The sequence below is a fragment of the Streptomyces sp. NPDC017225 genome, from assembly GCF_044331465.1.
GTDB lineage: Bacteria > Actinomycetota > Actinomycetes > Streptomycetales > Streptomycetaceae > Streptomyces.
The window spans coordinates 51014-66067 of sequence record NZ_JBIRNE010000023.1 but is presented as its reverse complement, the minus strand read 5'-3'; the positions used below and the strand labels follow the sequence as shown (position 1 = coordinate 66067).

Below are 15054 nucleotides of genomic sequence, written 5' to 3'. Positions count from 1 at the left end.
CGTTCTCACACGTCGTGGGGGCGGCGCCCCGGCGTCAGCCGGACGTCGTGCCGCAGAACTCGGCGTTCAGGGTGGGCAGGAGCTGGGAGACCTCCCAGTCGCCGTTGTAGTTGAACGTGAACTGGTGGCGGCCGTCCTCGGTGGTGGCGACGAACGTGAGCGATCCGACCGTGCCGCCGTCGTGGTACCAGAGGGTCTTGCCGCAGCCCAGCTCGAGCCGCTCGATGCCGAGTCCGTAGGACGAGATCGGCAGATCGGGGTTGACGACGGTGGTCTTCAGCTCTTCGAGCTGGCGCGGCGGCAGCAGCTTGCCACGCATCAGGGCCCGGTAGAAGCGGTTGAGGTCACCCGTACTGGAGATGATGTCGCCGTCGCCCCAGACCTGGGAACCGTGGAACGCGGTGACGTCGTCGATCCGGTCCGGCCGGGTGTCGAAGAAGAGCTTGGAGTAGCCGCGGCCGCTCGGCCGGGGCGGCACGGTGCCCGGGCCGGGGTGGGACGTCGCCCTCAGCCTCAGCGGCTCGACGATGCGGGTGCGCACCTCCTCCTCGTACGAGGTGCCGGCCTTCTCGACGATCAGCGCGGCCAGGAGGTCGTTGGTGTGGGAGAAGGCGTGCCGGGCGCCGGGCCGGAACAGCGGCGGGTGGGAGAAGGCCACCTCCAGTCGCTGCCCGGGGGACAGGGCGTCGTAGCGGTGCTTCAGGAAGCCGTCGCCCAGGACGTACTTCTGGTAGTAGGCCGGCTCGGCGAGGTAGTCGAACAGGCCGCTGGTGTGGTTGAGGAGCTGCCGCACGGTGATCGTGCGGCCGTCGTTGCCGTTGCCCGTGACCACGCCGGGCAGATGGCGCTCGACGGTGTCGTCGAGGGAGAGTCTTCGCTCCGCCGCCATCTGGAGCAGGACCGTCGCCACGAAGGTGTTGGTGATGCTGCCGACGCGGAACCGGTCGCGCGCGCCGCGCGCCGCGCCCGTCCGCAGGTCGCCCACGCCCACCGCCGTCCGCCAGACCCCGTCGGCGTCGCGCGCCTCGGCGGCGACGCCGGGGACACCGGCGCCGACGGCAGCCTCGATCGCGTGCCGGGTCGCCTCGTGGCCCGCCGCCGGGGCAGCCGTGTCCCGTGCCGCTCCGGCGGGTCCCGTCAGGGCCGTGGCCGTGATCAGGACGGCCGCCAGGGCGACCAGGCCGGTCCTCGGTCTCATCCGTGTCGTCATCTTCCCGCTCCCCGTTGGTGTGCGTGCCGCGCGGTCGGCCGACGCCGTCTCGTGCGCTCCGTTCGCGGCACCGTAGGCCGCCCGTGTCGGAGGAGGCTGGACGTCCGCTCGGACACACGGGGCGGACGACGGGCGCCGCTTCGCGGCAGGTGGTTGTCGCCTGGCCGGCTCCGCCCGGCGCGGCCGTGCGGACGGGCGCGCTCCTCTCCTGGGCAGGCGCCTCGCGGCACCGGCCGGCGGGTCAGGACAGCCGCGCCGCGTCCGCCGCGGCGAGGGCCGCGGTCGCGTCCCGTTCGATCAGCCGCAGCAGCGGCCCGGGATCGTCCTGGAAGTGGAAGTGACCGCCGTCGAAGGTCCGCAGGCCCAGGAAGCGCTCGGTGTGCTCCGCCCAGCCGGTCATCCGTGACGGCAGCGCACAGCGGTCCTCGCGCCCCGCGAAGGCCGACAGCGCCACGGGCAGCGGAGCGGCGCCGGGCACCGGCCGCCAGGTGTCCACCAGACGCAGGTCGTTCCGGATGACCGGATCGAACAGGGCCCACAGCTCGGGGTCGGCGAAGATCGCGTCGGGTGTGCCGCCGAGCAGTCCCAGGCGCGTGCGCAGCTCGGCGTCGGACGGCTCCCGGTACGTCTCGGCCGGCCGTGCCGGGTCCGGCGCGGCACGCGCGGACACACCGAGCCACACCGGCGGCGGCAGGCCCCGGTCGACGATCCGCCGGGTCATCTCGTACGCCACCAGGGCGCCCATGCTGTGCCCGAACAGGGCGTAGGGGCGGTCCAGGTGGGGGGCTCGACGTGGCGCAGCAGGTGGTCGGCGAGACGGCCGGCGTCCGGGATCCGCGGCTGGTCGAGCAGGAGGCCGTGGCCCGGGGCGTCGAGCAGCCGCACGTCCCAGATGTCCGGGAGCGCGGCGGGCCAGGTGCGGTACAGCAGGTGTGAACCCCCCGCGTGGTGCATGACGAAGAGGCGCAGGGCGGGTCGGGTGCTGTCCATCGCTCTCCCTCGGATCGGGCCACGCGTCCTCGCGCCATGGAGCGGGGACGTGGCCGGTGGGCCCGGGCACGGGGCGGCTTCCACCGCGCGTGGGCGGTTCTCGAACGGTCCTTCGGCGGCGCGGCGCGGACACCCGGGCGGTGGCCGCCCCGTCCAGCGGCTGCCGAGCGGACGCCGAACGCGCCGTGCGACGGCGGGCGGGCCGGCGACCGGGCAGGGCGGGACGCCGAACCCGTACGAGGGCGCCGCGGCCGCGGCCACCGCTCCCAAGGCCTCGCGCCCCCGCTCGAACCGGAGCGAACGGCGCGCGGGCCCGTCGGCTGCGGGGGCCGGGCCCGCCGGTGCGGGCAACGGGCGGCATGCTGGCACAGGAGCCGGGCGAAGTACAGGCGATCCGGGCGGGTGCGGGCCCGGCCGGGGCGGGCGGTCCGCCGACGGGCCCGCCGCCCTTGAAGCGCCGCCGGCCGAGTCCCTACGGTGACGGGGCAACGCCGGGGACGCCCCGATGCCAGATGTCCCGTCGACCGGACAGCCGAGTGTCCCGTCGACCGGACACGCCGACCGGCGCCCCGGCGGGATCCGAACGACACCCCCTGGTCCGGTGCCGTCCCGCACCGGCCCGGCGACATCCCATCCCCAGTCACACCATGACGCTTAAGGACGGTGCCCAGGTGAGCACGAACCCCTTCGACGACGAGAGCGGCCGCTTCCTCGTCGTGGTCAACGACGAGGAGCAGCACTCCCTGTGGCCGGCGTTCGCCGAGGTGCCCGCCGGCTGGCGGGTGGTCTTCGGCGAGGCGGCCAGGTCCGAGTGCCTGGAGTACGTCGAGCGGAACTGGACCGACCTGCGCCCCAGGAGCCTGCGGGAGGCCATGGCGGCGGACTGAGCGCCGCGACGCGGGCCCGGACGTCCAGGCAAGCACTCTGAGTGGGGAGATGAAGGTTGTGAGGGGCGCTGTGAAAACCGCGAGCGCGGGGCCTGCGCCGAGTGGCGGTGAGCCCGCGCAGCGCGATGTGGTCCTGCCCTTCGTGGGGTCCCGGACCTCGGTGCGGAAGTCGGGACTGATCTTCCCGGAGAACCTGCCGGAGCGGTCCTGGGAGCGCATCGGCAGCGATCTGCGCGAGCTGGTCAACTCCTCGGCGTGGTGGCTCGCCGACTGGCTGATCTACGGGGAGACCACCTACGGCTGGCGACGGTACAAGGAGGCGATCGAGCGGACCGGGCTCGACTACCAGACCCTGCGCAACTACGCCTGGGTCGCCCGGCGGTTCGAGCACCACCGCAGGCGCGACAGCCTCAGCTTCGCGCACCACGCCGAGGTGACCCGCCTGTCGCCGCCCGAGCAGGACTACTGGCTGCGCAAGGCCGAGCAGCAGAAGTGGTCGCGCAACGAGCTGCGCCGTGCGGTCCGGGCCGGCCTGGCCGTGCAGAGCGGGTCCGCCGAGCCCCCAGCGGGCGACGACGGACAGCAGCGGGAGGTGCCCCGGCTCGCCGAGTCGGCGGCCGGCAAGCGCCGGCAGAAGGCCACCACGCTCACCATCGAGCTGTCCGAGGACCAGTTGGACCACTGCGCGAAGGCGGCTGCCGCGCACGGCCTGCCCGTCGACAAGTGGGTGGCCCGGATGCTCGAGACCGCAGTCCTCCCCGCCGCCGAGCGGCGCACCGCCTGACGGCGCCCCGACCGGCGCCCCGGCGGCCCATTCCCCGGACACCTCCCACATCGGAGTCGTTGATGATCCTTCAGGGAAAGCGGGTGGCCCTGCCCTCCGTGCCCGTCGTCCACAAGCGGTTCGAGTCGCACGTGGCGGCCACCCCCGACGCGGTCGCCGTCGTCCACGCCGGCCGGCGGATGACGTACGCGGAGCTGGACGCGAAGGCGAATCGTTTCGCGCGGTTCCTCGTCGGCCGCGGGCACGGCCGCGGCGCGAAGGTCGGCGTCTGTCTCGACTACTCGCCCGACATGCTCGTCGCCATCCTCGGCACGCTGAAGGCGGGCGCCGCCTACGTGCCGTTCGACCCGGCCTACCCGGCGGCCCGTCTGCGGCTCCTGCTCGGCCAGGTCCCCGGCCTCGCCCTGATCGTGGCCTCCCCGGCGACGGCCGCGATGGTCGAGTCGGCGGGCGTGGAGACCGTCGACCTCGAACAGCTCGCCGACCACCTGGCGGGCCTGACGGCCACCGCGCCCGACACCGACGTCACCGGGGACGACGTCTGCTACGCCGTCTTCACGTCCGGGTCGACCGGGACACCGAAGCTGACCGCGGTGCGGCACGAGGGCTGGTTCAACCTGATGAACTGGCTGAGGCTGGAGTACGGCCTGCACAGCGGGTCGGACAACCTGGTCGTCAGCGCCTTCGGCTTCGACCTCTCCCAGCGCGCCCTGATGACACCGCTGTTCTGCGGCGCCACCCAGTACCTCATGGCCAGCCGCAACTTCGACGCCATGATGGCCTACCGCGTCCTGACCGAGAACGACATCCGCGTGCTGCACTGCGCCTCCAGCACCCTGTACGTGCTGGTGGACTGGGAGACCGCGCGCGGCGGCGACGCCCTCACCCGGCTCGACCACATCCTCTTCGGCGGCGAGGCGCTCAAGGCCGAGCGGCTCACCGACTGGGCGCGGCGCGAGGGCAACACCTGCACCCTCCTGCACCAGTACGGCGTCGCCGAGTGCACGGACGTCGCGACCTCCTACGACCTCGCCGGCCACCGCCCCGGCGGACACGACCTCCCGCCCGTCGGCAGGCCGGCCTACAACACCGACATCCACCTCCTCGACGAGGACCTGCGCCACGTGGCCCCGGGCGAACGGGGCGAGATCTGCATCGCCGGCGCCGGCGTCGGCGCGGGCTACCTCAACGCCGGCCCCGAGAACCGGAAGTTCACCACGGCCGAGGCCGGCGGCGAGCGGGTCCGGATCTACCGCACGGGCGACCGCGGCTATGTGAATGAGGCAGGCGACCTCGTCGTCCTCGGCCGGATCGACGCCCAGGTGAAGGTGCGCGGCATGCGCATCGACCCCACCGACGTCGAGCGCGCCCTCGCCCGGCTGGACGGCGTCCGGGAGGCCGCGGTGGTGGTCGCGCACACCGACGCCGGCGAGGCCGAACTGACCGCGTTCCTCGTCCCGGCCGGGGACGACCTGGCCGAGGACGACGTGCGCGCCCGTCTGCTGGGGGACCTGCCGCGCAACATGGTCCCCGCCCGGTTCCTGAACATCCCGCGGCTCCCCCTCAGCCCGCACGGCAAGGTCGACCGCGCCGCGCTGGCCGACGCCCGCGGCAGGCAGCCCGCCGGCAGCGGCACGGCGGCCTAGGGGGTGCCGTTCGGATCATGCCGCAGACGCGGGGGCCGGCACGCACATCTGCGGCGTTGTCGTCACTCTCCCCACTCTCGACTTCGCCCGAGCGGGAGGGGTCCCCACCGCTCCGCGTCGCTCCCTCCTCCGCCTTGCGGCTGCACGCACCAGCCCCCGCTCACCCGCGCCAACGAGGAACCGCCGATTTCCTGCGACCTGATCCGAACGACACAGGCGAACAGCGATGACAACCGAGAGGACCGCGATGACTGCCGAGCGCGTGCGCGCCATCTGGTGCCGGGAGTTCCGGCGCGACGACATCTCCGTCGACGACGACTTCTTCGCCCTGGGCGGTCAGTCCCTGGTCATGGTGCGCATCCAGGGCGCCTACATCGAGGAGCTGGGCGTCGAGGTCCCGATGGACCAGATGTTCCTCAACCCGACGGTGGCGTCCATCTCCGCGTACATCGAATCCCAGGCTGCGACGACCGCCCCGTAGCCCCGTTGTGTCGAAGAACTACTGGTGAGAGAGGCGCGCCATGTACGACGTGATTGTCATAGGTGCCCGTTGTGCGGGATCGCCGACGGCCATGCTGTTCGCGCGGCAGGGCTACCGCGTCCTGCTCCTGGAGAAAGCGAACTTCCCGCAGGACACGCTCTCCTCGCACTACCTGCACATGCAGGGTGTGGCGCTGCTCAACCGATGGGGACTGCTGGACAGGATCCGCGACTCGGGCGCCCAGCCGATCACCCACCAGGTCTACCAGGGACCCGACGTCCGCATCGAGGGCTTCTCCCTGCCGATCGACGGGCTGACGACCACGTACGCGCCACGGCGGTACGTGCTCGACCCGATCCTCGCCGAGGGCGCCGTGGCGTCCGGCGTGGAGTTCCGCCAGGGCTGCGCGGTCAAGGACCTGGTGTTCGAGGACGACCGGGTCGTCGGGGTGCGGTACTCCACGCCCGGCGGCGCCGAGACGACGGACCGGGCCCGCCTGGTCGTCGGCGCGGACGGCATGCGCTCGCTGGTGGCCCGCAAGGCGGGCGCGGAGAACGTCATGGAGCACCCGCGCATGACCACCACCTACTACAGCTACTGGTCCGGCGTCCCCGCCGACTTCGAGCTGTACGAGCGGCCGGGCCGCTGGATCGGCGTCCTGCCCACCAACGACGACCTCACGCTGCTCATGACCTACTTCCCGCAGGCGGACTACAACCAGGTCCGCAAGAACGTGGAGCCCGCCTACCTCGACGCGTTCCGCACCACCGCACCCGAGCTGTACGAGCGGATGAGGTCGGGCAGGCGCGAGGAGCAGCTGTACGGCACGGGCCACCAGGAGAACTACTTCCGCAAGGCCTACGGGCCCGGCTGGGTGCTGGTCGGCGACGCGGTGAACCACAAGGACTCCATCACCGCCCGGGGCATCACCGAGGCCTTCGTCCAGGCCCAGTCCCTCACCGACCTCGTCGGGGACCGGCTGCACGACGACGCCGCGCTGGGCAGGGCCCTCAGGCGCTACGAGAACGAGCTGGGCAACGAGGCACTCAACCACTACCAGGGCGCGCTGAACGTGGCCGAACTGAAGCCCGAGGGACGCACCGAGATGCTCCGCAAGCTGGTCGGCCACCAGGAGCACATCGACCGGTACTTCTCGACGCTGTCGGGAGCGTGCTCCATCGACGACTTCTACAACGACGAACTCCTGACCCTCCTCGACCAGGGCTGAGCGGCCCCGCCCCCTGGTTCGCCGATATTGGAGACACAATGATCCCGTTGTCGTTCGCGCAGCGCCGGCTGTGGTTCGTGGACCGGTTCGAAGGCCCCTCGCCGACCTACAACGGCGCGTTCGCCCTGCGGCTGACCGGCGAGCTGGACGTGGACGCGCTCACGGCGGCGCTCCGCGACGTCGTCGACCGGCACGAGGTCCTGCGCACGGTGATCGTCGAGGGCGACGACGGCGTACCGCACCAGCGCGTGCTGGCGACCGGTGAGAAGCCGTTCGGCCTGCCCGTCGTCGAGGCCGCCGAGGAGCAGCGGGCGGCGGTGATCGAGGAGACGGCCACCGAGACGTTCGACCTGGCCGCCGACGCGCCGATCCGCGCCCGGCTGGTGCGCGGCGGACCGCAGGACCACACCCTCGTCGTCGTCGCGCACCACATCGCGGTGGACGGAGAGTCCTTCGGGCCACTGTTCCGCGACCTCACCACCGCCTACTCCGCCCGCGCCCAGGGCGTCGCCCCGGCCTGGGAGCCGCTGCCGGTGCAGTACGCGGACTACACGCTGTGGCAGCTCGACCTGCTGGGCGACGAGTCGGACCCGGAGAGCCTGGCGGCCCGGCAACTGGAGTACTGGCGCGAGGCGCTGGCCGACCTGCCGCAGCCGCTGCCCCTGCCGACCGACCGCCCGCGTCCGCGAGTGATGAGCCCCGACGGCGACCGGATCCCCTTCTCCCTGGACCCCGGCCTCCTGGAGTCCGTGGAGAAACTGGCCGCGGAGCTGGACACCACGGTGTCGATGGTCATGCACTCCGCGCTCGCGGTGCTCCTGCGGCACCTCGGCTGCGGCGACGACGTACCCATCGGCGCGCCCATCACGGACCGCACCGACGAGGACCTGCGCGACCTCGTCGGGTTCTTCGTCAACACCTGGGTGCTGCGCGTGGACCTGGCCGGCAGCCCCACCTTCCGCGAGCTGCTCCAGCGGGTGCGGGAGCGGTCCCTGGCCGCCTACGACAACCAGGACATGCCCTTCGAGCGGCTGGTGGAGCTGCTCAACCCGCACCGCTCCACCGCCTACAACCCGTTCTTCCAGGTCATGCTCTCCTGGCAGCCGCCCGTGCCGCCGCTCCACCTGCCCGGCCTCGGCGTGCGGGTCGAGCGGCTGGAGACCGGCACCGCCAAGTTCGACCTCTTCTTCGACCTGCTGCCGGGCGCCTCCGGCGGGGCCGACTGCCGCCTGGAGTACGCCACCGGCCTGTTCGACCGGGAGACGGCCGCGGGCATCGCCGAGCGGTTCGTCCGCGTCCTGGGCCTGCTCGTGGCCGACCCGGAGCGCGCCGTCGCCACCGTCGACGTCCTCGACGCGACCGAGCGGGACCGCTGGCTCACCCGGGCCGCCGGCACCCCGGCCGAGCTGCCCGGGCTGACGGTCCCCGGGATGTTCGAGCGGCAGGCGGCCGCCACGCCCGACGCCCCGGCGCTCGTGTGCGACGGCCGGACCCTGACCTACCGGGAGCTGGAGGACCGGGCGAACCGGGTCGCCTGGGAACTGATCGGGCGCGGAGCGGGCCCCGAGGACCTGGTGCTGCTCGCGCTGCCGCGCACCGAGGACCTCGTCGCCGGCCTGCTCGGCATCCTCAAGTCCGGCGCCGGATACGTTCCGATGGACCCGCGGTACCTCGGCGGGCGGGCGCGGACCGTGCTGTCCGAGGCCCGCCCCCGGTTCGCGGTCACCGACACGGCGACCTGGCGGGAGCTGCCGCCCGGCGACATCACGCCGGTCAACGTCGACGACCGCGCCGACTGGGACGGGCCGGCCGGGGCGCCGGACGACACCGCCCGGACCTCGCCGCTCGGCCCGGACAACCTGGCGTACGTGATGTACACCTCCGGCTCCACCGGCAAGCCGAAGGGCGCGGCGATCACCCACCGCAACGTCGTCAACGGCGTGCGGGAACTGGTCCGCGTCCTCGACACCCCGCCCGGATGGCGGATGCCGGCCGGCACCTCGGTCAACTTCGACGTCTCGGTCTTCGAGCTGCTGACCACCCTGACCACCGGCGGCACGGCCGAGATCCTGCCCGACGCGCTGGCGCTCGGCGAGCGGGACGGCTTCGACGGCCACATCCTCAGCGGCGTCCCCTCCGTACTCGGAGAACTGGTCGGGCACCTCGACAAGGCGGCCGACGTGCGCACCGTCGTCTTCGCGGGCGACGTCCTTCCGGCCCGGCTGGTCCGGCAGGTGCGCGACGCCCTGCCCGACGCGCGGATCGTCAATTCCTACGGGCAGAGCGAGAGCTTCTACGCCACCACCTTCTCCCTCGCCCCGGGCGAGGAGTGGCCCGACGGCGACGTCGCGCCCATCGGCACCCCGCTGGGCAACATGCGCGCCTACGTCCTCGGCCCGGGCCTCGCCCCCGTACCGCAGGGTGTGGTCGGCGAGCTGTACGTGGCCGGGGCCTGCCTGGGCCGCGGCTACCACGGCCGCCCGGGCCTGACCGCCGAACGCTACCTGCCCAGTCCCTTCGGCCCCGTCGGCGAGCGGATGTACCGCACCGGAGACCTGGCCCGCTGGAACGCGCGGGGCGAACTGGAGTGCGTCGGCCGCGGCGACGGCCAGGTGAAGGTGCGCGGCTTCCGTATCGAGACGGCCGAGGTCGAGGCGGTCATCACCCGGCATCCCGGCATCAGCGAGGCCGTGGTGATCGGCCGCGAGCTGCCCTCGGGCGGCAAGCGGCTCGTCGCGTACGTGGTGCACACCGGTGAGGGGGCCGTCGGCGACGACGGCGTCGGCGGCATCGGCGACGTCGACGTGCAGTCCGGGGCCTCCGCCGCCGAACTGCGCAAGTTCGTCGCGGCGCGGCTGCCCGACTACATGGTGCCCTCGGCCTTCGTCGCCCTCGGCGGGCTGCCGCTGGGACCGACCGGCAAGCTGGACCGCTCGGCGCTGCCCGAGCCGGAGTTCCTCGGCGAGACCTACCGGGAGCCCCGCACCGAGGCGGAGCGAATCATCACCGCCGCGTACGCGGACGTCCTCGGCGTGGACCGGGTCGGCGCCGACGACGACTTCTTCGCGGTCGGCGGGGACAGCCTGCGCTCCATCCAGGTGGTGGCGCGGGCCCGCGCCAAGGGCGTGGAACTGACCACCCGGGAGATCTTCGAGTGTCGCACGGCGGCCCGGCTGGCCGAGGTGGCCGCCGACCGCCGCGACCGGGCGCCCGTACTGACCGAACTCGACGGCGCGGGCGTCGGTCCGATGCCGTTGCAGCCGGTGGCGCGGCAGGTGTTCGAGCACGGTGGCGGCACCGACCGGTTCGCCATGTCGATGGTCCTGGAACTGCCCGAGGGCATCGACGCCGACGGCCTCGCCGCGACCCTGGACGCCGTGCTCGACCGGCACGACCTGCTGCGCGCCCGCCTGGTGCGCGGCGACGAGCCCTCCCTCGTCGTACGGGAGACCGGCACCGTCCGCGCGGCGGACCTGATCCGCCGGGTCGGCTGCGACGGCCGCTGGGACGAGCCGGCCACGCTCGAGGCGGCCCGGGCGGAACTGGACGACGCGGTCGGACGCCTCGACCCGGAGGCCGGCACCATGGCGGACTTCGTCTGGTTCGCCGCCGGCTCCGGCCGGGGCCGGCTGCTGGTGGTGCTGCACCACCTGGTCGTGGACGGCGTCTCCTGGCGCATCCTGATGTCGGACCTCGCCGAGGCCTGGCAGCAGGTCCGCTCGGGCCGGGCACCCGAACTGCCGGCGGTCGGCACCTCGGCCCGGCGCTGGGCGTCCGCGCTGGAGGACGAGGCGTACTCCCCCGAGCGGGAGGCGGAACTGGCCCACTGGCAGAACGTGCTGGAGGAGTCCGACCCGCCGCTGGGCGGGCGGCCGTTCGACCCGGCGGTGGACGTGTGGTCCACGGTCGACACCGTGCGGGTGGAGCTGCCCGCCGACGTCACCGAGGCGGTCCTGAGCACGCTCCCCACGGCGTTCCGGGGCACCGGCACCGACGTGCTGCTCGCCGCCCTCGCCCTGGCGATGAAGCGGTGGCGCGGCGCCAACGCCTCGACCCTGGTCCGCCTGGAGGGACACGGCCGCGAGGAGGACGTCGTCCCCGGGGCCGACCTCTCCCGCACCGTCGGCTGGTTCACCAGCATGTACCCGGCCCGGGTCGACGTGCGGGACATGGACCTGGCCGACGTGCTGGCGGGCGGCGCCGCCGCCGGGCAGGCCGTCAAGCTGGTCAAGGAGCAACTGCGCGCCGTTCCCGACAAGGGCGTCGGCTACGGGCTGCTGCGCTGGCTCAACGAGGAGACCGGCGAGCAGCTCGCCGACTGCCCCACACCGCAGATCGGGTTCAACTACCTCGGCCGCATCTCCGACTCCGACGTGCCCGAGCACCTGCGCGCCGAGGGATGGGGGCCGGCGTCCTGGTCCGCGGAGCTGATCGCCCTGCCGGACCCGGACCTGCCGGCGCTGTCCGCGCTGGAGGTCAACTCGGTCGCCACCGACACCCCCGAGGGCACCCGGCTGCGGGCTGCCTTCATGTTCCCCACCGGCGTCCTGACCCGGGAGCGGACCACGGAGCTGGCCGAGCTGTGGGTCGAGGTGCTGCGCGGCATGGCCGCGTACGCCGCACGGCCCGGCATCGGCGGACTCACCCCCGCGGACGCCCCGCTGGTCGCGGTGCGGCAGCACGAGATCGAGGCGTGGGAGGAGCGGTACGGCCGGCTGACCGAGGTGTGGCCGCAGGCCCCCGGACAGTCCGGCATCCAGTTCCAGGCCGCCCTCGCCGAGGGTTCCTTCGACGTCTACCACATGCAGTTCGCGCTGCACCTGACCGGCCACGTCGACCCCGCGCGCATGCGCGCGGCCGGTCAGGCGCTGCTGGAGCGGTACCCGAACCTGCGCTCCGCGTTCCTCACCACCGACGAGGGCGACCCGGTGCAGGTCGTGCCGGAACACGTCGACATCCCCTGGCGGCACCTGGACCTGACCGGCCTGAGCGAGGCCGAGCAGGACGCGGCGCTCGACCGGGCGCTGGCCGACGACCGGGCCGACCAGCTGGACCCGGCCCGGCCGCCGCTGATCCGCCTGGCGCTGCTCACCTGCGGGCCGCGACGCGCCAAGCTCATCGTCACCGCGCACCACACCCTGTTCGACGGCTGGTCGTCACCGATGGTGATCACGGACCTGATCAGGCTGTACTCCGGAACCCGGGAGCTGACGCCGGTCCGTAACTACGGCGACTACCTGACCTGGCTGTCCACGCGGGACCAGAAGGTCTCCGAGGCACGGTGGAAGGCCGAACTGGACGGATTCGACCAGCCGACCCTCGTCGCCCCGAACGCCGCCCTGAAGGGGACGGCGTCCGCCCTCGGACGGGTCGAGGTACCGCTGCCGATCGACAAGGGACGCGAACTCGCCCGCCGCGCCGCGGAGCTGGGCGTCACCCTGAACACCCTCCTCCAGGGCGCCTGGGCGATCCTGCTGTCGCAGCTCACCGGGGAGCGCGACGTGGTCTTCGGCGCCGCCGTCAACGGCCGTCCGGCCGACCTGGCCGGCTCCGACGAGATGGTCGGCCTGTTCATCAACACCCTGCCCACCCGGGTGGTCTGCGGCCCCGACCACACCATGGGCGAGGTCATCACCGACCTCCAGGACCGGCAGACCGCCCTGCTCGACCACCACCACTACGGGCTGGCCGACATCCAGCGCAGCGTCGGACTGCCCGCCCTGTTCGACACACTGATCGTGTTCGAGAACTACCCGATCGACCGCGAAGGCATGGTGGAGGCCAACACCTCGGCGGGCTTCACCATCGACGGCATCCGCCCGTTCGCGGGCTCGCACTACCCGCTCACGCTCAACTCCTCCGACCCCTACCTGAGGCTCTCCCTCGACTACCAGAACAACCTCTACGACCGCGACGCGGCCGAGGAGATCGCCGTCCGGCTCGTGCGGGTCCTCGACCGGCTCCTGGCCGACCCGGCCACGCGCCTCGGCGACATCGACGTACTCGGTGACCGGGAGCGGAACTGGCTGCTGCGCGAGGTCAACGACACCGCCGAGCCGACCCCGGAGGCGGGCCTGGTGGAGGCCGTGCGCCGGCAGGCCGAGGCCACCCCCGAGGCTCTCGCCGTCATCGCCGAGGACGAGTCCCTCACCTACGCCGGACTGGACGAACGCGCCAACCGTCTCGCGCACTGGCTGATCGACCGCGACGTACGGCCCGAGTCGCTGGTGGCCGTGCGGCTGCCGCGGTCCGCGCAGCTCGTGGCCGCCCTGCTGGCGGTGCTGAAGACCGGCGCCACCTACGTCCCGATCGACCCGGACCACCCCCGGTCCCGGATCGACCACATCCTCGAGGACGCCCGTCCCGCGCTCGTCCTGGACGCCGACACGCTCGCCGGCGCCGACTGCTCGGGATACCCGGCCTCGGCGCCCGCCGCGGCCGTCCGCCCGGACAACGCCGCGTACGTCATCTACACCTCGGGTTCCACCGGCAGGCCCAAGGGTGTGTCGGTCACCCACCGGGGACTGGCCAACTTCCTGGCGACCATGCGGCGGCGATTCCCGCTGGCCCCCTCGGACCGGCTGCTGGCCGTGACGACGGTCTCCTTCGACATCGCGGGACTGGAGCTCTACCTTCCGCTGATCTCCGGGGCGGCGGTGGTGCTGGCGGGCAAGGAGACCGTCTCCCAGCCCTCGGCCGTGCGCGAGGTGATGCGCCGACACCGGGTGAGCGTCGTACAGGCGACACCGGCGTTCTGGCAGATCCTGCTCATGGAGGAGCCCGACGGCGCCGCGGGCCTGCGGGTCCTGGTCGGCGGGGAGGCACTGCCGCCGCACCTCGCCGAGGCACTGGCCGGGCAGGCCGCCGAGGTCGCCAACGTCTACGGTCCGACCGAGACGACGATCTGGTCGACGAGCGCGCCGGTCACGCCCGGCGCGGGCGCCCCCTCCATCGGGACACCGATCGGCAACACCCGGGTGTACGTGCTCGACGCCCGGCTGCGGCCCGTCCCACGCGGGGTGCGGGGCGAGCTGTACATCGCCGGCGACGGCCTGGCCCGCGGGTACCAGGGCCGGCCCGACCTCACCGTGGGACGGTTCACGGCCTGCCCGTTCGGTGACCCCGGCACGCGGATGTACCGCACCGGCGACCTGGTGCGCTGGCGCGAGGACGGCCGGCTGGAGTACGTCGGGCGCACCGACTTCCAGGTCAAGATCCGGGGCTTCAGGATCGAACTGGGCGAGATCGAGCACGTCCTGGCCGAGCATCCCGCCGTGGCGCGGGCGGTCGCCCTGGTACGGGAGGACCGCCCCGGCGATCCGCGGCTGGTCGCCTACGTGGTGCCGGCCGACAGGACCGACCCGGCGGCGACGGACCTCGCGCCCCTGGCGGAACTGCTGCGCCGGCGTCTGCCGGACTACATGGTCCCGTCGGCGATCGTGCCGCTCGCCGACTTCCCCACGAACCCGAGCGGCAAGCTCGACCGCGGCGCGTTCCCCGCCCCCGACCAGGGCAAGGCCCAGGCCGGACGGGCGCCGCGCACCCCCACCGAGGAAGTCCTGTGCCGGCTCTTCGCCGACCTGCTCGGCAGGGAGGAGATCGGCATCGACGACGACTTCTTCGGCAACGGCGGCCACTCCCTGCTGGCCACCCGGCTCAGCGGACGCGTCCGCAACCAGTTCGGCGTCGACTCCAAGGTCACGATGGTGTTCCGCAATCCGACCGTCGCTCAACTGGCGGAACGTATCGAGGAACTGACCGCGGACGACTCCCGGCCGCGCAAGAAGAACCGCCCCCAGCTGCGCCCGATGACCGTGTAGGAGTTTGC

Annotated in this window: 9 protein-coding genes; 6 read left to right on the top strand and 3 right to left on the bottom strand. The window is 73.1% G+C overall.

Annotation, left to right across the window (positions count from 1 at the left end):
* Nucleotides 1-34 precede the first annotated feature (34 nt).
* The 3 genes from ACH4NX_RS33380 to ACH4NX_RS33370 form a co-directional block, all read right to left on the bottom strand.
* On the bottom strand, nucleotides 35-1198 hold the full coding sequence (locus ACH4NX_RS33380) for a serine hydrolase domain-containing protein (RefSeq protein WP_351399803.1): 1164 nt from the start codon (nucleotides 1196-1198) through the stop codon (nucleotides 35-37).
* Between the two features lie 253 nt (nucleotides 1199-1451).
* On the bottom strand, nucleotides 1452-1955 hold the full coding sequence (locus tag ACH4NX_RS33375) for a thioesterase II family protein (protein ID WP_398129919.1): 504 nt from the start codon (nucleotides 1953-1955) through the stop codon (nucleotides 1452-1454).
* A complete protein-coding gene (locus tag ACH4NX_RS33370) occupies nucleotides 1928-2200 on the bottom strand; it encodes a thioesterase domain-containing protein (RefSeq protein WP_398129920.1) in 273 nt (90 codons plus the stop codon). The genes ACH4NX_RS33375 and ACH4NX_RS33370 overlap by 28 nt, the downstream gene beginning before the upstream one ends.
* A 647-nt stretch (nucleotides 2201-2847) precedes the next feature.
* Here ACH4NX_RS33370 and ACH4NX_RS33365 point away from each other — a divergent pair.
* From ACH4NX_RS33365 to ACH4NX_RS33340, 6 genes are all read left to right on the top strand, one after another.
* Nucleotides 2848-3087 (top strand): MbtH family protein, encoded by a 240-nt coding sequence (locus ACH4NX_RS33365; RefSeq protein WP_351399800.1) that lies wholly within the window; start codon nucleotides 2848-2850, stop codon nucleotides 3085-3087.
* A 142-nt stretch (nucleotides 3088-3229) separates the two neighbouring features.
* Nucleotides 3230-3871, top strand: coding sequence for an LmbU family transcriptional regulator (locus tag ACH4NX_RS33360; protein ID WP_351399798.1), 642 nt, complete (start codon nucleotides 3230-3232; stop codon nucleotides 3869-3871).
* Nucleotides 3872-3933: 62 nt separating this feature from the next.
* The gene (locus tag ACH4NX_RS33355) at nucleotides 3934-5517 is read left to right on the top strand and encodes an amino acid adenylation domain-containing protein (RefSeq protein ID WP_351399796.1); all 1584 of its coding nucleotides are present in this window, start codon (nucleotides 3934-3936) and stop codon (nucleotides 5515-5517) included.
* A 247-nt stretch (nucleotides 5518-5764) separates the two neighbouring features.
* Nucleotides 5765-5998 carry a phosphopantetheine-binding protein gene (locus tag ACH4NX_RS33350; RefSeq protein ID WP_351399794.1) on the top strand — a complete coding sequence of 78 codons (234 nt, stop codon included), beginning with the start codon at nucleotides 5765-5767 and terminating at the stop codon, nucleotides 5996-5998.
* Nucleotides 5999-6038: 40 nt separating this feature from the next.
* The gene (locus tag ACH4NX_RS33345) at nucleotides 6039-7226 is read left to right on the top strand and encodes an NAD(P)/FAD-dependent oxidoreductase (RefSeq protein ID WP_351399792.1); all 1188 of its coding nucleotides are present in this window, start codon (nucleotides 6039-6041) and stop codon (nucleotides 7224-7226) included.
* 38 nt (nucleotides 7227-7264) lie between these two features.
* Nucleotides 7265-15046: an amino acid adenylation domain-containing protein gene (locus ACH4NX_RS33340; RefSeq protein WP_398129921.1), complete on the top strand. Its 7782-nt coding sequence runs from the start codon at nucleotides 7265-7267 to the stop codon at nucleotides 15044-15046.
* The last annotated feature ends 8 nt before the right edge of the window (nucleotides 15047-15054 follow it).